This is a genomic window from Psychrobacillus sp. NPDC096389 (assembly GCF_044762855.1).
In the GTDB taxonomy this organism is placed as follows: domain Bacteria; phylum Bacillota; class Bacilli; order Bacillales_A; family Planococcaceae; genus Psychrobacillus.
Window position 1 is genome coordinate 38831 of record NZ_JBIWFB010000013.1, and the last position, 20869, is coordinate 59699.

Consider the following 20869-nt stretch of genomic DNA (forward strand, 5'->3'; position numbering starts at 1 on the left):
TCTAAAATATAGCAGTAAGCATAGCTCAATTGGTCCGTGGTCAACCAATTGAGCTATTTACATAATTTAAATGAACTTCTTTTTATTATTTGCTGGAATAATGTAGAATATAGACATTGATTTAGAACAAGGAGTGGAAAAACTTTTGTCCAAAGAATCCATACTAATTGTTGAAGATGAAGAGAAGATTTTAAGACTTCTGGAAATCGAGTTAGAATTTGAAGGATATGAATTAGGGAAGGCTACAAATGGAATTGATGCGCTAGAAGCATACCTTTCTAAAAAATGGGACTTAATATTATTAGATGTCATGCTACCTGGGATGAGTGGAATTGAGTTACTTCGTCGCATTCGTTTAAAAGATTCCTTAATCCCTGTTATTTTATTAACAGCAAAAGATTCCATTGAAGACAAAGTATCTGGTCTTGATCTTGGTGCCAATGATTACATTACTAAACCTTTTCGGATGGAAGAACTACTTGCAAGAGTTCGAGCTGTTCTACGAATGAGCCAGGCTACAAATTCAATCACACTTGAAGATGATGAATGGTTACACGTCGGCGATTTAAAGGTAAATGAAAAAACGCGAGAAATTGTTCGACAAGAAAGTGACATTGACTTAACCCCAAAAGAATATGACTTACTTTTATATTTGTTAAAAAATAAGCGGCAAGTTTTAGACCGCGATCAAATTCTCGAAGCGGTTTGGGGCTATGACTATGATGGAGAGACAAAAATAGTCGATGTATATATCCGTTATCTTCGAAAAAAAGTAGATGCAAATTATGATCAACCGCTCATCCATACGGTAAGAGGCGTTGGATATGTCATAAAGGATGCAACATGAAACTTCGAAATAAGATTAATTTATATACTTCTGTGTTATTTATTGCTCTGTTAATAGTCATGAATGCTTCTATTTATATTCTTTTCAGTCACTTAATGATGACCAACGAACTCAATCGAGCAGAAGCTAATGTCGAAAAGATCATAACGGATATCGGAAGCACTATGGATCGCATTCCGCCCGATGAACTTCTTCGTGCCTATGTTCCCGTTGATGGAATGATTCGAGTATTAAATAGTAAATTAACAATTAACAAGAAAATTACTCCCCCTTCCGAAGAAGAGGCAGCATTAAAATCACAGCCTGCTCGTTTTATAGCGGGTGAAATAAGTGAAGTAATCACTATTGAGAAAAAACGTTATGTGTTCACCTCCTACCCATTCGTTTGGAATGATGGTAGTGTAGTAAACCTACAAGTAACAAGCAGTATACAGACAACTGACAACATGATCAACACACTTCGAATCGTGCTAATTGTAGTGACAATTACCGCTATGATTCCTGTTTTTCTATCTAGTAGAGTTTTGAGTAACTTAATAATCCAACCAATTAGATCTATGATTGATACGATGAAAGATATTCAAAAAAGTGCTCAATTTAAAAGACTAGAGCTGGAAAAAACTTCGGAAAGTGAACTAGTGGAAATGGGAGAAACATTTAATCATATGATTGATATACTCCAAACAAACTTTGAAAAACAAGAACAATTCGTCTCCAATGCTTCCCATGAGTTAAGAACTCCGCTAACAATTATTGAAAATTACGCTGACCTGTTAAAACGTAGGGGGTTGGAAAGGCCTGACCTATTTGAAGAATCGATTGAAGCCATTCATTCAGAAGCTGTACGGATGAGAGAAATGACAGAGCAGCTATTACAACTAGCAAGGCAACAGGAGCAATGGAATATACAGTTGGAACAAATAAACGTAACAGAATTTGTAGAAGAAACTGCAAACACGTTTCAAAATACCTATCAACGAACCATATTAGTTACAAGTAACCCAATAACGACCGGTTACACAGATGCACAAAAACTGAAACAATTACTTTATATCTTTTTAGATAATGCTCGAAAATATAGTGAGGACCAAATTTCCATTCATATCGGTCAAGCATCTGATGAAACGTATATCCAAATCAGAGATAAAGGAATGGGAATTCCTGAGCAAGATTTACCTCATGTATTTGATCGTTTTTACCGTGTCGACCAAGCAAGAAGCAGAAAACAAGGCGGGACTGGTTTAGGGCTTACGATTGCAAAGCAAATAGCTGATGCAATCGGGATACGAATTGAAATAGAAAGCTCGGAAAACCTTGGGACGACTATTACACTTTTTTTCAAAACACTAAAAAACTAAAAAATCATCGCCTTTCTCACCATATTCTTACTTTCAGGTTATATACTATGGCTAACAAATAGTTGCAGGGAGTGTTATAGAATGAAAAAGAAATGGATATGGCCTGCAGGAGTTATTCTACTTGTTGTTTGCTTTGTCTTATGGTTAGCCCCTTCTATCTCAGCAAAAGACCTAACAGAAGAAGAAGCGAATTCAGTTGTACTTGAAAAGTATCCTGGAGATATTATAAATACAACAAAGATCGACAACGAATATCAAATAGAATTGAAGCTCGAAACTGGTATATACGTCATTAAAATAGATGCAAAAAACGGTGATGTAAAGTCTTTAGAACAAACGGAAAAAGCAGATATCCCGGTCCAAGAAGCACCAGAACAGCCAGAAAAAGAAGAGAAAGTTCCAACGCAAGAACCTACTGAAATCATCTTAATAACAGAACAAGAAGCAATAGTGATAGCAGCCAATCATCTTAAAGGAACAGCAAATAGTGATGATACAGAGTTTCACCAAATACCTGGTCAAACTCCTTATTACCTAGTAGAAGTGGAAATCGAGAACGATGATGATGATCGTGAGGCGGTTGTTCAAGTGGATGCTTACACTGGGGAAGTAAAATCAGTGGATTGGGATGACTGATAACATATAAACACCAGGTTGACCTAATTTAGGAGCGAATCTGGTGTTTATTTAGTTTAAAAAATGAATTATTTTTCTCTCCAAATTTTAACCTTCCTTTCCCCGTCCTTTAGTTTTGTCGGTTTATAGTATTAACTGTAAGACAAAACAAACTTAGGAGGAAATAAATGATGAAAAAATTTATAATTGGTTCATTAGCAACTACTCTTTTAATAAGCGGTGCTGTCGGAATTCATGCCTATGCACAAGAAAACGATGGTAAATTAGTAAGCAAACCACTAGACGATGTTACAAAAACGTTTATCTCTGAAAAAGAAGCAATTGCTATCGCTAAAAAACAAGTAAACGGCGAAGTGATTAAAATTGAGCTAGATTCCGACGATGGAAGATATGAATATGACTTAGATCTTAGAGATGACAAAGGATATTATGACATTACAATCGATGCTACTACCGGTAAAGTGCTGGAACTAGATTTGGATGACGATGACGATAAGGATTATGTTAAGGCAACATCTACAAAATCACTTATTACTGAAAAAGAAGCCATTGCGATCGCAAAAAAACAAGTGGACGGAAAAGTTACTGAAATTGAATTAGACGAAGACGATAATAGATTTGAATATGAAATTGAAATTCGCACAAATAAAGGGGAAGCAGACATTACAATCGACGCGACAACCGGTGAAGTGTTGGAGTTAGATATCGATAACGACTAAATTGAAAACCAATAAAGGTACCAGACTATTCAATAAAAATTGTCTGGTACCTTTTATCTTTGTTAAATTCTAATTGATGCTTGGTTGGAGGCCTTCTGGCAATGGATTTCGATAAGCATTTTTCGTTTGTCTAACAAGTTCTTTTTTCGCTTTCTCGATTAACTCAGGATTTTCAAATATCTCTACTGCGCTAGCAGCAAGAACCTTTCCAGCATATAATAGTCCTTTATGAGCCAACGATGTTTTCCCTTGTGAAACAAGTTGCCATGTATGAAGTGGAGTACCTGCTACAAAACAAGTCGTAAAAAATTGTGCTGTCGGTACAATCCAACTAACATCTCCTACATCAGTGGACCCTTGCATTACTTCACGTGTTTTAGCATAGGGAATGACCTCATTGAAAAATGGATAATCTGGTGTATAAAATTTGTCTGTTATTTGATAATTCGATAGTTTTTCCGCATCTAAAATAGCACTATCTACTTCCTCAGTTGTAATAGTACTAGCCATTTTGCGTGCATAAGTCAGTTCTTTGTCGTCGTAATTTGGCAATCCGAAAGCTTCCAACTTATCTTGTAAAACAATATTTAATGTATCATTAGGAATATAATTAGAGCAGGCCTTATCAAAACGTACCGTAACCTTAGTTTCGGTCATCATAGCTGCTCCTTCTGCAATCTTAATAATACGTTGATAAATATCCTCTACTTCTTTAATATGTGGAGCACGTATTAAATATAGTACTTCCGCATCCGATTGCACAACGTTTGGAGAAGAACCACCAGTGTTTGTAACAGCATAATGCACTTTTGCTTCGGATATAATATGTTCACGTAAGTAATTTACCCCAACATTCATCAGCTCAACGGCATCTAAGGCACTTCGCCCAAGATGAGGTGAATTCGCAGCATGAGATGCTTTTCCCTCAAAAGAAAAATATACTTGATAATTTGCTAGAGAGGAAAATGAAAACACACCAGAGTATGAATTTGGATGCCATGTCAGCGCAACGTCAATATCGTTAAATACACCTTCACGAACCATATAAGTTTTTCCTGATCCGCCTTCTTCTCCAGGACATCCAAAGTATTTAATAGAACCAGTGATTTTCTTTTCCGCTATCAATTGTTTTAATGCAATAACTGCGGCAATTCCTGCAGTACCTAATAAGTTATGACCGCATCCATGCCCATTTCCATTTTCCTCAATGGCCTCTCTTACATCTGAAGCTTCCTTTTGGCTAAGACCTGAAAGTGCATCAAATTCGCCAAGTACTCCAATTACTGGTTTATCTTGTCCGAATGTTGCTGTAAAGGCTGTTGCAATTCCTCCGACTCCACGTTCTACAGAAAAACCATTTTCCTCCAAAAAGTCGCTTAATATTTTGGCAGATTGGTATTCTTGAAAACGCGTTTCTGGTGTTTCCCAGATTTGATCACTTAACGTTGTGATTTCCTTACTTTTTTCCTCTATTAAAGAATCGATTAAATCTATTACTTCAACCATTTTGTATTACCTACTTTCATTTTGATAAACTTGTTCAATCGTAGCTAACCATGTATGTAAAGCAATAGATAGTACCGCTTCATCGATGTCAAATTTCTCATGATGATGTCCAGCTGCTAAAGTTGTCCCAAAGACAGCATATGTAGCAAGTCCACCTTGTCTTTGGACTTGATCCATCATATAGGTTGCGTCTTCTGATCCAGCAGCAAACTTCGAGCTCGGTACTATTTCTTCTAAACCGTCAACAGTACTTGCTGCATGGGTAACTAATTCTATTAGTTTTTCAGAAGACGAACAGGTTTTTGCTGCCCCCACTATTTCATAGGAAAGTTCTGTCCCATACATGTTTGATGCTCCCTGTAAGACAGATAATGCTTGTTCATGAACATACATATGTACGTCGCTATTTTCTCCGCGCGTTTCAAGCTGTAAAGAAGCATGCGCTGGCACTATATTACGTCCATCTCCTGCTATACAAGTACCAACATTTATACGTGATGCCCCACCACTATGATGTGGGATTGCATGAAGTCCTAAGATTGCCGAAGCTGCTGCAAGTAAAGCATTTTTGCCCTTTTCGGGCTCTGCCCCTGCGTGTGCAGCTTTTCCGAGAAATTTTGCATTTATTTTTGTTGTTGCTAAAAATCCATTTGTCCCTGCAATCACTGTACCTAGCGGCGAACCTGCTCCTACATGCATAGCCAAAAAGTAATCTACACCGTCTACTACTCCAGCATCAACCATCGATTTTGCACCGCGAACTCCTTCTTCTGCAGGCTGAAAAATAATCTTAATAGTTCCCTCAATATGATCAGTATTATGTGCAAGTACAGTCGCTAAGCCCAAACCAATTGCGCAATGGGCATCATGACCACAAGCGTGCATATTTCCTTCATACTGCGAACGGAAACCAGATTGCTGTGGAACATGAGAAGAGTCAGGAGATTCTTCTATTTCTAATGCATCCATATCAAAACGGAAGGCGATAGTAGGTCCTGGTTTCTTCCCTTTAATCGTACCTACTACTCCTGTATATCCACCGACCATTTTTTCCATATACTTCAAGTGGCCGCCATTTTCCTTAGCTTTCTCATAATATAATCCTAAGTACTCCTCTGAAGGTACACCCATCCTACTTTTTGAAACTACTTCTTTTCCTACCTGAACTTGAAAACCTAATTGACTTAATTCATGTGCGATAATGGAAGCAGTGCGAAATTCTGTCCAACCTACTTCGGGATGTTGATGAAAATCTCTTCTCCATGTAAGCATTTGATCGGTCAAATTAGAATTCATTGTAAAAACGGTCACCCTTACCACTCCTTAGATTGAGTATATTACAGATGCAATGAAACACCTGGTCCAATCGGAATTCCAAACAATGCAAAAATTAACATCAAAATAATCCAGACAATTAGAAACGCTATAGTATATGGAATCATAAGTGACATAAGCGTACCTATACCTGCTTTTTTATCATACACATGCATGAATGATAGAATAATTGCAAAGTAAGGATTTAAAGGAGTTACCATGTTAGTAGATGACTCACCAATACGATACGCCAATTGAATAAATGCTGGATGATAGCCAAGAACCATAAATAGTGGGATAAACACCGGACCAACTAATGACCATAATGCGGAACCACTAATGATGAATAAGCTTAAAAATGCTGTTAATAAAACAAACAACACAATAACAAATACATTTGTCATATTGAGAGTAGTCAATAAATCTGCACTATGAACAGCAAACCAAATAGCAATATTACTCCAGTTAAAATAAGCAACAAATTGAGCAATCATAAAGATTAATACAATATAACCAGATAAGCTTCCGATCGCTTCAGTCATCAGTTTCGGAATATCAGCTGAAGATTGAATTTTTTTCGCACCAACACCATAAGCAATACCAACAACTAAAAAGAACAAAAACAGAACTGGCACAATACCAGATAAAAATGGGGAACGTAATATAGTACCATCCTCATTCAAAAGCGGAGAATTAGGAACTAGCATGCCTACAGCAATGACTGCAATGAAAGCGATTGCAGATATTAATGCATTACGCAATCCTTTTCTTTCTTCCACACTGATATCTTTGGAAATCGTTTGTTGTTCACCTTTGTAAACTCCTAAACGTGGTTCGACATATTTCTCAGTGATCAAAGTACCTAGTGCAGCTAGAACAAATGTGGAAACACTCATGAAAAACCAGTTATCCAGTGGCGTGACCATAACATCTGGATTAATCCCTTGCGAAATTTCAGTAGAAATACCTGACAAAAGTGCATCTGTACCTGCAATCAATACATTTGCTGAGAATCCGATCCCTGTACTTGCTAAACCGACAGCTAAACCAGCTATTGGGTGACGACCAACAGATAAGAAAACTAGCGCTGCTAAAGGTGGTATGACTACGAAAGCGGCATCAGATGCAACATTTCCTAAAATCCCAATGAAGAATACTGCAAACGTGATAATCTTTTTTGGTGTACTTAAAATGGCCCTTTTCATGAGCATTTCTAATAATCCGACTTTTTCAGCTAAACCAATACCTAGCATAATAGTTAGTACTAAACCTAAAGGAGCAAAACCTGTGAAGTTCTTAAGCGTATCAGATAATATAAACTGTATACCTTCACTTGATAAAATGCTTTTAACCGCTACTATTTCCTGTGTATTAGGATGAATAACGGCCGCTTTAAATAAACTTAATATCCATGATAGAATAACGAGAACAACTGTAAGATAGAAAAACAAGATAAACGGATGAGGTAGCTTGTTTCCTACTTTTTCAATGATAGACAAGAATTTTGAAAATTTATTTTCATCTTTCTTTTCAACTTTAGTAAATACCTGTTGCAATAAAAACCACCCCTTTTTTGATTAAAAGACCCCTTTGTGCAATGTCTTTAAATAACAGAGTAAACTAACACAAATAAAATATCAATATTTTTTTAGAAAAAGGAGAAAAGTTAAAAAATGCCAAGGATACGTATTTTCTCTACAAAGAATTCATTAAAATGGATTAAGAAAGTAGAGTTATTAAGCATTGAACCATGTAATTTTGAATTTACTATTTATGATTCACTAGCACATTTAAAAGAAATATTTATAGAAAATATTCACCAAGTCGATGGTATATTGTTCAGTGGACAGATTCCCTACTTTTATATTCAGCAACATTTTTCGGATATACATATTCCGATGCTACATTTTGACGTTACCCAAGAAGATTTTTATAGAACTTTATCTGAATATATTTATAAGCATAAAGACTTTCAAATGAATAGATGCTTAGTCGATTTTTTATATGAAGAAAACAATTACTTAGGCATATATGACTGGGTTGAAAAAGATGATGCCCCGTATATATTTGATCTTAGCATGCAAGCATACGCAGATATGGATGTATATAATAAAATGCGTGATTTTCACGTAGAGATGTGGAAACAAAACAAAGTAGATGTGAGTATGACACGACTAGGTAATTTGCAAGAAATGTTAGAGCCGTATGGTATTAAGCCTGTATTAGTTGTTCCTTCTGAACAAAGTATGATTAATATAATAGAGTCATTATTAAAAGAAATACAGCTCATTCAATTGATTGAAAATCAAGTCGTTATTGCTCATTTAGAGATGGCTATTAATCGAGATAACGTAGCGGATTTAGAGTATCGACAAATGTCATTGCATAAGGCTATTCTCGACTTTAGTAAAAACAATCAAATGTCTTTTATCATTCATCGAAATGCTTTCTATTATGAAATCATTACAAATTATAGTGACTTCAAATTGATCACAAATGAAATGAAAAACTGTCAATTGGCATCCTTTCTAACACAGGAGTTACAATTCCCTGTGCATATAGGATGGGGGGTTGGGCACTCCATTCAGGAAGCCCAACTGAATGCAGAAAAAGCCGCACAAATGTGTGCAGCCTTAGAAACACAGGCCTATATTTTATCCAAAGAAGAGACATTAATCGGACCATTAGGTGACAAAGACTGGATAAAAGTAGATACCCAATATGATTTGGAAATTGAGAAATTAAGTGTAAAACTGAACACTTCTCCTTTACAAATTCAAAAAATTATCGCCGTAATGGATAAACTACAATCTAATACTTTAGCATCAGAAGATTTAAGCATCCATTTAGGTATAACAACACGAGCGGCAAACCGAATATTAAAGAAATTAGAGGAGCACGGCGCGGCCACTGTATCTACTCAGCTGCAGAAAAAACTACGAGGACGTCCAAAAAAAGTTTATGAAATCCACTTTGACAAGCAATAAAATTAGACAAATAGAAATCTAGCAGGATTAACTTCTGCTAGATTTCTATTTGTTATACTATTTTGTTTACTAATCAGTATTGAAACTTAACTCTTACAGTCGCGTTAATCGTGATTTGCCCTTCTTCAATTGGAGTTGAAAAACTTTGGTCCGCCATGGCAACCGATTTAAATGCCACAGGTTGACTATGGCTCTCTTCCACAATCTCTATCGGATGTGGATGTAAAGGCAACTGCATCGTTTCGGCTATTGTTTTCGCTTTTGTTTGTGCATCTTGGAGAGCTAGGCGTAATGCTTGTTGGTAATATGGAGATATATCATCGATTTTAAACTGTACAGATGAAACACGATTAGCACCGTTTTGTACAGCTGTATCAATAACGGTGCCAACTTGAGCTGTGTCTGTTACTTTTACAGTAATCGCATTCCTCACTTCATATCCCCGAAAGACCTGTCTTCCGTCTACAAAATCATAATTTGGAGTTATGTTATAAGCAGAGGTTTGAATATCTTCTCTAGGAATGCCTAATGCTAAAATAGATTGAATGACTTGGTTCATTTTGTTCGCATTTTCTTGTTGTGCCCTACTTAAGTCCTCTCCCTCAGTACTCACTTCTAGCTGGAGTTGTACATAGTTCGGCTGTGCATCAACTCTTCCATTCCCTGTCACTGTTATGACTCTCATTGGAGGATGTGGTACATTCGAAAAATACATCAAATTGCTCCTTTCATATTGTTCCTACTCATACTCTATGCGCCTTATATTAAAAACATAATACCCCTCCCACGAAGCAAGGAAACGACACTTGAAATTCTAACAATTCAGACTTATACTACAACTAATATGTACAATTACACTGGTAGAACATGCTTAAACGAACTTTCAGATGAGAGGAGCGTGACGGGTTGTTTCCTTTTAAAAATAGAAAAAGAATCAACATACAAAATAATACATTGTATTTCCGTTATTCAGCAGAATCATCGACGGAAGAAGATATGTATGAGATGTCTCTACTTCTAAGAACATTATGTAAGGCATCTAGTAATGATATCGTCTTTTTATGTATTGGATCAGATCGCTCGACTGGGGATTCTTATGGTCCTTTTGTTGGAACGATGTTAAAAGAACAACATTTCCCTTTCCCTATTTTTGGAACAATCGCGGAACCTGTTCATGCATTAAACTTGAAAGTCATACTCGAAAAAATTCATCATCAATTCCACAATCCTATTATTTTCAGTGTAGATGCCTGTTTAGGGGATGGTCACCAAATTGGGTCCATTATTTTAAAAGATGGCCCACTCACGCCAGGAGATGCTATCCATAACCTATTGCCAGCAGTAGGTAACTATCATCTAAAAGGAATTGTAAATTATTTAGATCCTGATTATCCAGTAAACTCATTAAATAGTACAAGACTAGATACAGTAATGAAACTCGCAAAAACGACATCTACCATTTTATTAAAATCCACCTAAAAAAAATGACGACGAACCTTTTCGATTCATCGTCATTTTTTATCCCGCATTATCGGGCAGTGAGACTCCCACTGATTGAAGTTTCACTTTTTATTATCCTATTGTAATAACACCTATTACCAATGCCGCTACTGTCATCACAACAACCGTTCCAAAAGCCCATTTCAATGCAAATCTTTGTAAATCACCGAATTCCGTTTCAACTAAGCCGATTAATAAATGTGCTGCTGCAACTAAAGGACTCAGTACGTGAATTGGTTGACCAAGTAGTGATGCACGTCCTATTTCTACTGCACTCACTCCATAAGCTTCAGCTGCTTGTGAAATGATTGGTAACACGCCAAAGTAAAATGCATTATTCGACATGAAGAAAGTAAATGGAGCACTCAAGAATGCAACAATCACCGTCAAATACGGTCCTAGTGCATCAGGAATAATCGCAACTAACGTATTTGCCATAGCATCGATCATTTCAGTACCACTCATAATACCAGTGAAAATACCTGCTGCAATAACAATAGATACAACCGCTAACGCATTTTTAGAATGCACCGCAATACGCTCTTGTTGCAATTTCAATTCTGGATAGTTTACTAATAATGCAATTCCGAATGCAATCATAAACAAAATAGCTAATGACATAAAGTCCAAGATTAGGCAAACCATCAGTAAAATTGTTAATCCTAAGTTGAACCAAACAAGTTTTGGTCGTTTATAATCTGGAACTTCAGCTGTTGCCGCTAGCTCAGGATTCGTACCAAACTGATTGGCCTCCGATTTTTGAATTGGCTCAAGTTCAATAACGCCAACTCTTTTTCGTTCCATTTTTCCTAACATAAAAGCTGCTACAACGACCCAAACAAGTCCAATTCCCATTACTGGGATCATTGGGATGAATAATTCAGAAGAATCTAGTCCTAATGACGCCATCGCCATCGCGGATGCTCCACCCCATGGCGTCATATTCATAACTCCCATGGATAACATCGCTACTGTCGCTAACACTAAACGATTCATACCAAGTCGTTTATACAGAGGCAACAAGGAAGATACGGTGATGATGTAAGTAGTTGTCCCATCTCCGTCTAATGCTACCATCATAGAAAGTACAGCAGTTCCTATAACTATTTTTAAAGGATCTCCTTTTACTAACTGCAATATTTTAGCGATTAAAGGATCAAATAAGCCCGTATCAATCATGATTCCAAAATATAAAATAGCAAATAAAATCATAATAGCCGTCATGGCCACTTTTTCTACACCTGCTGCCATCATTGGTCCTAAATCTGTTAGGAATCCACCGATAATACCAAAGATAATCGGTACAATCATAATAGCTACTAAAGCTGAAAGTCGCTTAGACATGATTAAATACATAAATACTGCGACCATTGAAAAACCTAATAGTGATAACATATACTTTACCCCCCATTACTTTGAAAACGTGCTCGCTGTCATTTCATATCCCCATCGTCCGAACTAAATGATAGCGCTTTCTTCACCTTTTCTTAATTTTTATAATCTTATCAGCTTTAAAATATTTAAAATACAATAAAATAATAATGGGTATTTTTTTTATTGTTATTATTGTTTTCATATTTTTCACAGCTTTTATATGAAAAACCCCTGTTAAGAAACGCTTAAAACGATTCATTAACAGGGGTTTATTGGATTAGTCTTTTATATTTTCTTTCTGGTCTTCCAACACTGCCATACACTACTTCTACTTCCATTTCATCTAATGAGACTAGATACTCCAAATAGCGGCGCATTGTTGAATAACTGATTCCAACTAGTTGACTAAATTCATCTGCACTTAAACTATTATTCATAAGCAAAATTTTACTTCGAACTAATTTCAATGTGTGCTTATCGATCCCTTTTGGGTAAGTAACTTGTTTAATTCCAGTTACTGACTTAACTTTATTGTTCGAACGGAATAAATCATCTATATTTTCCTGATTAACTAATGGGTTTAGATGCAGCTGTTCTCTTACTACATCATACTGCTTTAATGTGGCGATAAACTTATCGATAATGATAGGTTTTATGAGATAACCAAACGCTCCGCCTCGTATCGCCTCGCTAACAGTATTGGTATCATTTGCAGCGGTAATCATAATAACGTCGATGCCACGATATTCTTTCCGGATTTCCCGAAGTAGCTCAATTCCATTCATATCCGGCAAATATACATCGAGCAGTATTAACTGGGGTTGAATAACTTTTAATAATTGTAATGTTTGACTCCCAGAACTAGCTGTTGCAATAACATTATAATATTCGAGTTGATTGGTAAACTGTTTATAAATATTTACGGCATCTTCATCGTCTTCTACAATAACGACACTTATCATCTCTTTCGACATCTTCACACATCCTTTTTATCCCTACTATTTTGTGGAATAATAATAGTAAATCTAGCTCCTCCTAATTCACTTTTATCCATATAAATCTGACCATTCAATAACCCAATGGAATTTTTTACAATGGCCAAGCCAATCCCATGGTTTTCTCCGCTTTTAGTCGTATATCCATCTTCGAAAATAATATCTTCCATCATTATAGGTACACCGGGTCCACTATCTTCTATATCGAAAATAATTTCTTTACCTAAATCGGTAAAGGAGACTTTGACTACACCTTTATGTTCATTTTTTTTCCTTGCTGCTTCCATTGCGTTATCAATAATATTGCCGATTATCGGGACAAAATGATTCGATTTTACATTGTCTAAAATGCTATCTAATCGGCTATCTGGATCAATTTCCAAAGTGACTTGTAATTCCTTTGAACGATTCATTTTACCAAGTAAACAAGCCGCAATTAATGGATCTTTAACTGACTCCATAAGGAAAGAAACAATATTTTGTCGTTCACTCACTTCAGAGGAGACAATGTTAATGGCACGATCATATTCTTTCAAAACAAGTAATCCATAAATGGTATTTAATTTGTTCAAAAACTCATGATTTTGGGCTCTCATATTTTCCGAAAAGGTTTTTATTTTCGAGAATTCTTCGGTCAATTGTTCAATTTCCGACACAGTTCGTATCGTTAAAACAACCCCTAAAATCTCTTCTTCAATTAATATTGGAGATGCATCTAGCACATAAAGTTGTTCGTTCAGCAATAACTTCCTACTCGTATAGCTTCCTTTCGTTGCAATGGCTTCGTTAATATACTTTTCTAGTTGGTTGTCCGCAATAATCGAACCTACAATAAGTTGCTCGTCATGGAACAATTCACGTGCTCGACGATTCATCGATGTAATTTTCTTTTCGATGTTCACGGTAATCGTTGCATCACGAATGGATTCGAGAGTTGCTTCTTTTTCTGTAAAAAGAAATGAAATTTCCGCTGGTTCTAGGCCATACGTCAGTTTTTTTAACCTTCTCGCTATTAATATTGCACCACTTATTCCTATTAGAAGCGGAATAATAGCTAGTTGAATCACATGTTTTCTATAATTGAGTACTTGTTGTTCTATGCTATTTACTAAAAACCCAACAGAGGAGACACCGATCACTTCTCCGTTATCGTTCCAAATTGGCGTTTTTGCTTTTATGGCCGGTCCTGATATTCCATTGCCACGGTAAATGAGTGATTTGTGCTCACGAAGCGGTGCCTCATTACTTGTAAGTGTTGGCTTTCCAATATTCTCGGGATTGGGGTGGGAATAACGTATACCTTGATCATTCGCAACTGTGACGTAGTCTGCTCCAGTTGTTTTACGTATTGTTTCGGAGATTAGTTGAATGCGCTTGGATGGATCTTCGTCTTCAAATGCTTCAATAATAGTAGGATTCTGTGCAGTTAACTTTGCGACAGTCATCGCTTGTTTTCCCATATTATTTTCCACAATATCATCGAGCATCGTAGAAAAAAGGATGCTTACAAGCAATGTGCTTATTAATACAACAACTATTATTAGTAACGTCATTTGGGTCAATAACGTCATTCGTGATTTTTTTATTGAAACATCCATAATCTCACTTCACGCCTTCGCAATCATTCGTATACTTACCGTTAAAGCCTATCCAGTTATTATATAGTTTGTCTCTCGTTTCTTCAATGAATGGAGAAGCGAGAATATTGTTCTCACAAGGAAAGTGGGAGGGGGCAATGCGTGTAGCTTGTTTACTAGAGCAGCCTCTTGAGGATATATTGTTCATTATAGGGAAAGTGCGCCGTAAAGCCTTATTAAGTGGCCGCTAGGATTTTCGCTGCAATCGTACGCTTTCCGCCGGGTAAGCGATGAGCCATCCCCGCCGCTTAGGCGTACGTTGGGATGTCCCATTTTGCTCACTTATCCGGCTGGAGTCGACGCTTGCAGCGAAAATCAAGGAAAATCACTTGCTTATTCAATATTTGCTTGCTAATAACAAATCTTCCTACATTTTATGGGCCTATTTTATCCAGTAAATGGCTTAGAGCAACCAACCATTCATGGAAAGCAACCAATTCCAGTCTGAAAGCAATCAAATAGCGATGAAAGCAACTAAATTCTTAAATCAGCTCTTTACTTAGGGTGAGGCGACTATAATTTCTATATATTATTGGAACAATACGTAATAAAGCCATCTGAGCACGCAAGCTAGTATCGGATAGACTGGGGTTGTCGTGGTTCAGCTGCCATGTTTTCTCTTTTGGGGTGTGCATTGTAACGTTGGGAGTTGTGATTGTCACGCACACTGTGGAAATGGGCTCTTTCAACCATTTATTGTTAATACGAGACCACGATAAGTAAGTTTTTACCATTGATTTTCGCTGCAGGGCGGCGACTCCGAAGGGATCAAGTGAGTAAGATGAGACTTCACAACGTACGCGCGTAGGCGCGGCGGTGAAGGCTCATCACTCACCCCACGGAAAGCGTCCGTCCTGCAGCGAAAATCACAGCGGTCGCTACGACACATTTTCTCTAAAAAGCGACCCGTCTTTCTCTTAAGAAAAGATATCCACATACCTTATTTTTAATTATCCCCACAAACGCAAAAAAGATGAGTGCAAGGCCCCCATCTTTTAACATAATCTCTTAATCTAAAATTTTTACTTTAACAGTTTTCTTTCCCCAATTAATTGCTTCCGCTTTTGATGGAATGAATATGTCTATTTTATTTCCTTTAATCGACCCACCGGTATCTCCGGCAATTGCTTCACCGTATCCTTCTACCCAAACTTTGGAACCTAGTGGAATTACGGATGGATCTACAGAGATAACTTTTTGTTGTGGATTTGCAATTAAGTCAATACCAGTCGCTGTTATACCTGAGCATCCTTCACAACTTGCTGTATATGCAGTTGAAGTGACAGTCAATTCTTTCGCTGTTGATGCTACAGGAGCTGATGGTTTAGTAGCTGGTGCCGAAGTTTTAGCTGGCGCATTCGATACATTTGCGACTGGTAAAGCAGCCGCACTTACTTTACGTTCAACCTTTTTAGTTCCTTCAATTATTAATTCATCTCCAGGTTGTATTAAATCACTAGTAAGTTGATTACGCTCCATCAACTCATCCACAGAAATATTATGTAGTTTGGCAATATCAAAAAGCGTATCCCCCAAAACAACGACATGTGTTTCCGACACATCTTCTATTTTTAACTCTTGAGATGGGTAGATAATAGTTGATTCAAGCCCATTCCATGTTTGCAAGTCTTGTACTGTTACATTATTCTCTTGGGAAATAGACCAAAGTGTGTCTCCTGTTTTTACCGTATGAACGCTTGATGCGGATGCTTGTCCCGCCGCTCCTACTGATAATGCTGTAATTACCGTTAGCGCAACCATGTGTTTTTTCATAAAATGAATTTCCTCCTTTTCACTAACGCCACTTAGTTTAACATTCTAAGATGTCAGTACCATTGCAGAATTATGAGAAGGAGGTTTCAATTAAATGACAAAATTCATCTGCTTGATATAATTGTAATATTTGTAATCACGAACATTGATTGAGTAACTACATGTATTACAGAATGTAAGATATTACCACACTACCCGTTGCCGGCGTCTATATACTTTATTCTCTTTGTAGTTCTTTTCTTCTTTTCCAATCCCTAAATAATGTTCACGAACTTCTTCGTTTGACAATAGAAAGTCTGCATTCCCTTGCATGACGACTCTACCATTTTCCATAATATATCCATAGTCAGCAATAGATAGCGCAACATTGGCATTTTGCTCCACTACTAGCATGGAAGTCCCCTCATCTTGGTTAATTTGCTTAATGATTTGGAAAATCTCTTTTACAAGTAGCGGAGCAATTCCCAAAGATGGCTCATCCAATAATAGCAGCTTTGGTTTTGCCATAATCCCCCTTCCTATTGCAAGCATTTGCTGTTCTCCCCCTGACAAGAAACCGGCTTTTCTTGACCGCAAAGCTTTTAGTTTTGGAAAATAGACGAATATCTTATCCATATCTTCTTTAATATTGGCACGATCCTTACGACAATATGCCCCCGCCATTAAGTTTTCTTCGACGGTTAAATCTCTAAATACATGCCTGCCCTCCATGCAAAGGAATATACCATTCTTCACAATTACATCAGGTGTCATATTGTTTAAATTTTTCCCTTGAAACTCGATGGAACCATCTGTAATGTGCCCGCCGTCACCAGTAAGTAGTCCAGAAATGGATTTCAACGTCGTTGATTTTCCTGCTCCATTGCTACCTAAAAGTGCTACAATCTTTCCTTCTGGTACATGGAGTGACATCCCTTTCAAGGCTAAAATGATTTTCGAATAGACCGCTTCAATATTATTTACATGGAGCATTGTATTCTCCTCTCTAGCAAAATCATTTATTTATATCCATTCCTTAATCGTTGTGGCTGAAATAGTCAGTCAATGGCTCCCATTTACCATCTTTTACAATACCAAGACGTGTTTTTTCAGTACCAGTGTGGCTATCTGCGCTAAAGCTAACAGGAGCTCCTAAACCACCTAGATCTAAATCCTTTAATGATTCCAAACCAGAACGGATTTCTGTCCCAGTTAGATCACCATCTGGATGATTTTTAGCAGCTTCTTGAATTCCTGCTACTAAAATTTTAGCAGTAGTCCATCCTTGAATGAATTTCTGATTTATGTCATCTAACGTCTTTCCTTCTCCATCCAAATACTCTTTTATATCAGCCATACCTGGAAGATCTTCCGATGGCATCGCATGCGAAAGAATTCCTATATAACCTTCTGCAACGTCATTACCAACTATATCAATTACTCCTTCACCAGATGCCCAGTTCAACCCGATAAACTGAGTCTTAATACCAAGCGTATTAGCATCTCTTAAAATAGTCGCTGTTGCTCCCCATGTTTCTTGAATAATGGCATAGTCAGGATTTTTCTTTTGCATATTTAACAATTGAGATTGTGCTTCAGTAGCTTGTACGTCTACGATTTGCTCATCCACAATTTTCACGCCTATCTCCTCACCATATGCTTTAATATCTTCAATAGGTGAGCGTCCAAATGCTGTATCATTGTATAATAACGCTACCGTCGGATCAGATCCTTTATGATTATCTTTAATCCATTTCAAAACGGAACGTCCTTGATCCGAGTAAGATGCAGCCGCTAAGAAATTATATGGACTTTCCTCTAGACTTTTTAAGTTTTCTGAATAAGAAGCAGAAAAGTATGGAAGTTTATCGCTAGCTACTTGTTGACGCAAAGCTTCCGTATCACCAGTCCCCCAACCTAGTACAGCAGATACCTTCTCCTTATCACGAAGTTCTTGATAAATTTTTTGCGCTTGAGGAATTTCATACGCATAGTCTTTTCCAGTCAATTCAATGTTTAGTCCCTCTACTCCGCCTTTACTTTTTAAATACTTAAAATACGCTTGCTCCCCTTCTGCATAAGGTGTTCCTACATCACCAGTTCCCCCTGTGATATCATAAAGTCCACCAATTACAACCGTCCTCTCCCCTTTTTTCACATCTCCACTTACGGCTACTTTTTCATCTGAACACGCACCAAGCAATAATACGAACATGATTCCCATTAACAAGCTTGTCCACATACTTTTTCTAATCTTCACAAATATCCCCCTCGGTTTATGAAACGATTTTTTTAATAGGAAAACGGCCATAGTTTAAAGTACTTCTTCATATTGAGCCAAATATGAGCTAGCCCCCCTGGTTCAAATATTAAAAATATAATAATAACTGCCCCAAACACAAAATCTTTAAAAGCAGAAAGCAGTTGATATAAATTCGGTGCAAAAGCAGTTAAAACGTCAATGATCGAACTTAAACTGACTGGTAAAAGGGTAATAAAGACAGCCCCTAGAATAGAACCAAACACACTACCTAATCCTCCGATTAAGATCATGGCCAAATATTCTATCGACACATGAAAACTATAAAGTTCCGGGCTAACGATCATCGTATAATGTGCTAATAAAGCGCCTGCAATTCCAACAAAAAAAGAACTTATGGCAAACGCCATCACTTTATATTGGAATAGATTAATCCCCATAATTTGCGCAGCAATATCACGGTCACGTACAGCTAAAAAAGCCCGACCAGTTCGTGTTCTTATCAAATTTGTTGCATATAAAACAGTTAAAAGAAGAATAATGGCACATAAATAGTAATAACCTGTATTACTTGATAAAGATATTTCTCCAATTTTAGGTCGGTTGAGTACCATTCCTGCAGTTCCACCTGTTAAACTATCCCACCTGCTAATAACAAATAGAATAATGACTTGAGCAGCTAACGTTGCGATTGCTAAGTACAAGCCTTTCAAACGCAAGGAGGGAATCCCAAACAGACCACCTATTAATGCCGTAACGATCCCAGCTATTGGCAATGCAATCCAAAAACTTAAACCATAAGTCGATGTCAATATCGCAGAAGTATACCCTCCCACCCCTAGAAAGGCTCCTACTCCTATCGATATTTGACCTGTTAAGCCAGTTAAAATATTAAGTCCGATTGCTCCTACAGATGCAATAGCACATAATGTTAACAATCCTATCCAGTAATTGGATACAAAAAGAGGTAATGCAAGAACGATCAGTACAATGAGAAGGGCTTTGACTTTTGCCCCAGTTGTCCCAAACAACCTCATATCGTCTCTATAGGAAGTTTTATAATTCCCGCTTTCCCTAACAAATAAGTTTCGCAATCTATCACACCCTCTCGATTCTTCGACTACCAAATAAGCCATGTGGTTTTAACATCAATATAAGGAGGACAATGATAAAAGGAACTACATCTTTCAGCCCCCCTCCTACAAGAGGGTCCAGATAACCTCCAGCTAAGTTTTGAACAATACCTATGATGAATCCTCCAATAATTGCTCCTAAAACACTATCAAGACCTCCTAGAATTACGACAGGTAAAACCGTTAAACCGATAGCTGACATAGTAGGGCTTAAACCATTTATATTACCTAGGAGCACTCCTCCCACTGCAGCGACTACTGCAGCAATCATCCAAGTTGCGGCATATACATATTTCACACTCATTCCCATGGATAATGCGGCTTGACGATCATCTGCAACTGCTCTCATCGCAATTCCCATTTTAGAAAACTTGAAGAAGAGAGAGAAAATAATAAGCAACACAACAACCACTATAAATGACCAAAGATAAACAGGAGTAATGACTACTCCTGCAATATTAATAGGGGTCTGTGGAAAAACGGCTGGAAATGTACGTGTCTGATGCCCCCAAATCATATGCACTGCTCCACCGAGCAAACTGGACAAACCTATGGTGGCCATAATGACGGATACGACTGGTGCATTTTGGATAGGCCTAATAACCAATCTTTCCACAACAAGTCCTAGCACGGCACTGAAGACAAGTGTGATTAGTAATGCATAAATGAATGGAATTTTGTAGGCAGTCATTAAGATTAAACAAATATAAGGTCCAATAATAACGAATTCTCCGTTTGCTAGGTTTAATGCCCCACTAGCCCTATAAATTAGAACAAATCCTAATGCTACAAGGCCGTAAATACTGCCGACAACCACTCCTGTTACGAGCATTTGTAGAAAAAAAGTCATG

Annotated in this window: 18 protein-coding genes; 6 read left to right on the forward strand and 12 right to left on the reverse strand. The window is 37.3% G+C overall.

All coding sequences use genetic code 11. The features are described from left to right. The first annotated feature begins 145 nt into the window (after window positions 1–145). From ACIQ38_RS21920 to ACIQ38_RS21935, 4 genes are all read left to right on the forward strand, one after another. Window positions 146–847 (forward strand): response regulator transcription factor, encoded by a 702-nt coding sequence (locus ACIQ38_RS21920; RefSeq protein WP_402828422.1) that lies wholly within the window; start codon window positions 146–148, stop codon window positions 845–847. After that, a complete protein-coding gene (locus ACIQ38_RS21925; protein WP_402828425.1) occupies window positions 844–2205 on the forward strand; it encodes a sensor histidine kinase in 1362 nt (453 codons plus the stop codon). The genes ACIQ38_RS21920 and ACIQ38_RS21925 overlap by 4 nt, the downstream gene beginning before the upstream one ends. Window positions 2206–2286: 81 nt before the next feature. Beyond that, a complete protein-coding gene (locus ACIQ38_RS21930) occupies window positions 2287–2841 on the forward strand; it encodes a PepSY domain-containing protein (protein WP_402828427.1) in 555 nt (184 codons plus the stop codon). 167 nt (window positions 2842–3008) lie between these two features. Then, on the forward strand, window positions 3009–3560 hold the full coding sequence (locus ACIQ38_RS21935) for a PepSY domain-containing protein (protein ID WP_402828430.1): 552 nt from the start codon (window positions 3009–3011) through the stop codon (window positions 3558–3560). A gap of 69 nt (window positions 3561–3629) precedes the next feature. Here ACIQ38_RS21935 and ACIQ38_RS21940 read toward each other — a convergent pair whose 3' ends face one another. The 3 genes from ACIQ38_RS21940 to ACIQ38_RS21950 are packed head-to-tail and all read right to left on the reverse strand — an operon-like array spanning window position 3630 to window position 7936. Then, a complete protein-coding gene (locus ACIQ38_RS21940; RefSeq protein ID WP_402828433.1) occupies window positions 3630–5066 on the reverse strand; it encodes a M20 family metallopeptidase in 1437 nt (478 codons plus the stop codon). A gap of 6 nt (window positions 5067–5072) precedes the next feature. Further along, on the reverse strand, window positions 5073–6377 hold the full coding sequence (locus tag ACIQ38_RS21945) for an amidohydrolase (RefSeq protein ID WP_402828436.1): 1305 nt from the start codon (window positions 6375–6377) through the stop codon (window positions 5073–5075). Between the two features lie 26 nt (window positions 6378–6403). Further along, the gene (locus tag ACIQ38_RS21950) at window positions 6404–7936 is read right to left on the reverse strand and encodes an AbgT family transporter (RefSeq protein WP_402828439.1); all 1533 of its coding nucleotides are present in this window, start codon (window positions 7934–7936) and stop codon (window positions 6404–6406) included. Between the two features lie 117 nt (window positions 7937–8053). Here ACIQ38_RS21950 and ACIQ38_RS21955 point away from each other — a divergent pair, with 117 nt between their 5' ends. After that, complete coding sequence (locus tag ACIQ38_RS21955; protein WP_402828442.1) at window positions 8054–9367, forward strand: helix-turn-helix domain-containing protein; 1314 nt, start codon at window positions 8054–8056, stop codon at window positions 9365–9367. A 73-nt stretch (window positions 9368–9440) separates the two neighbouring features. On the opposite strand, the gene ACIQ38_RS21960 is transcribed toward ACIQ38_RS21955, so the two are convergent. Further along, window positions 9441–10082, reverse strand: a complete 642-nt coding sequence (locus ACIQ38_RS21960; RefSeq protein ID WP_402828445.1) for an SIMPL domain-containing protein — start codon at window positions 10080–10082, stop codon at window positions 9441–9443. A gap of 191 nt (window positions 10083–10273) precedes the next feature. Between ACIQ38_RS21960 and yyaC the strand changes: the two genes are divergently transcribed. Then, entirely contained in the window at window positions 10274–10846 is a 573-nt protein-coding gene (gene yyaC, locus ACIQ38_RS21965) for a spore protease YyaC (protein WP_402828448.1), read from the forward strand. A 93-nt stretch (window positions 10847–10939) separates the two neighbouring features. On the opposite strand, the gene ACIQ38_RS21970 is transcribed toward yyaC, so the two are convergent. The 8 genes from ACIQ38_RS21970 to ACIQ38_RS22005 form a co-directional block, all read right to left on the reverse strand. Then, complete coding sequence (locus tag ACIQ38_RS21970; protein ID WP_402828451.1) at window positions 10940–12262, reverse strand: CitMHS family transporter; 1323 nt, start codon at window positions 12260–12262, stop codon at window positions 10940–10942. Window positions 12263–12510: 248 nt separating this feature from the next. After that, entirely contained in the window at window positions 12511–13215 is a 705-nt protein-coding gene (locus ACIQ38_RS21975; RefSeq protein WP_402828454.1) for a response regulator, read from the reverse strand. Between the two features lie 2 nt (window positions 13216–13217). Then, window positions 13218–14834, reverse strand: coding sequence for an ATP-binding protein (locus ACIQ38_RS21980; RefSeq protein WP_402828457.1), 1617 nt, complete (start codon window positions 14832–14834; stop codon window positions 13218–13220). 1047 nt (window positions 14835–15881) lie between these two features. Then, the gene (locus tag ACIQ38_RS21985; RefSeq protein ID WP_402828460.1) at window positions 15882–16646 is read right to left on the reverse strand and encodes a LysM peptidoglycan-binding domain-containing protein; all 765 of its coding nucleotides are present in this window, start codon (window positions 16644–16646) and stop codon (window positions 15882–15884) included. A gap of 183 nt (window positions 16647–16829) precedes the next feature. After that, entirely contained in the window at window positions 16830–17618 is a 789-nt protein-coding gene (locus ACIQ38_RS21990; RefSeq protein WP_402828463.1) for an ABC transporter ATP-binding protein, read from the reverse strand. Between the two features lie 43 nt (window positions 17619–17661). Beyond that, window positions 17662–18885 (reverse strand): ABC transporter substrate-binding protein, encoded by a 1224-nt coding sequence (locus tag ACIQ38_RS21995; protein ID WP_402828466.1) that lies wholly within the window; start codon window positions 18883–18885, stop codon window positions 17662–17664. Between the two features lie 32 nt (window positions 18886–18917). Continuing rightward, window positions 18918–19979 carry a branched-chain amino acid ABC transporter permease gene (locus tag ACIQ38_RS22000; protein ID WP_402828469.1) on the reverse strand — a complete coding sequence of 354 codons (1062 nt, stop codon included), beginning with the start codon at window positions 19977–19979 and terminating at the stop codon, window positions 18918–18920. Between the two features lie 4 nt (window positions 19980–19983). After that, complete coding sequence (locus tag ACIQ38_RS22005; protein WP_402828472.1) at window positions 19984–20868, reverse strand: branched-chain amino acid ABC transporter permease; 885 nt, start codon at window positions 20866–20868, stop codon at window positions 19984–19986. Between the last annotated feature and the right edge of the window lies 1 nt (window position 20869).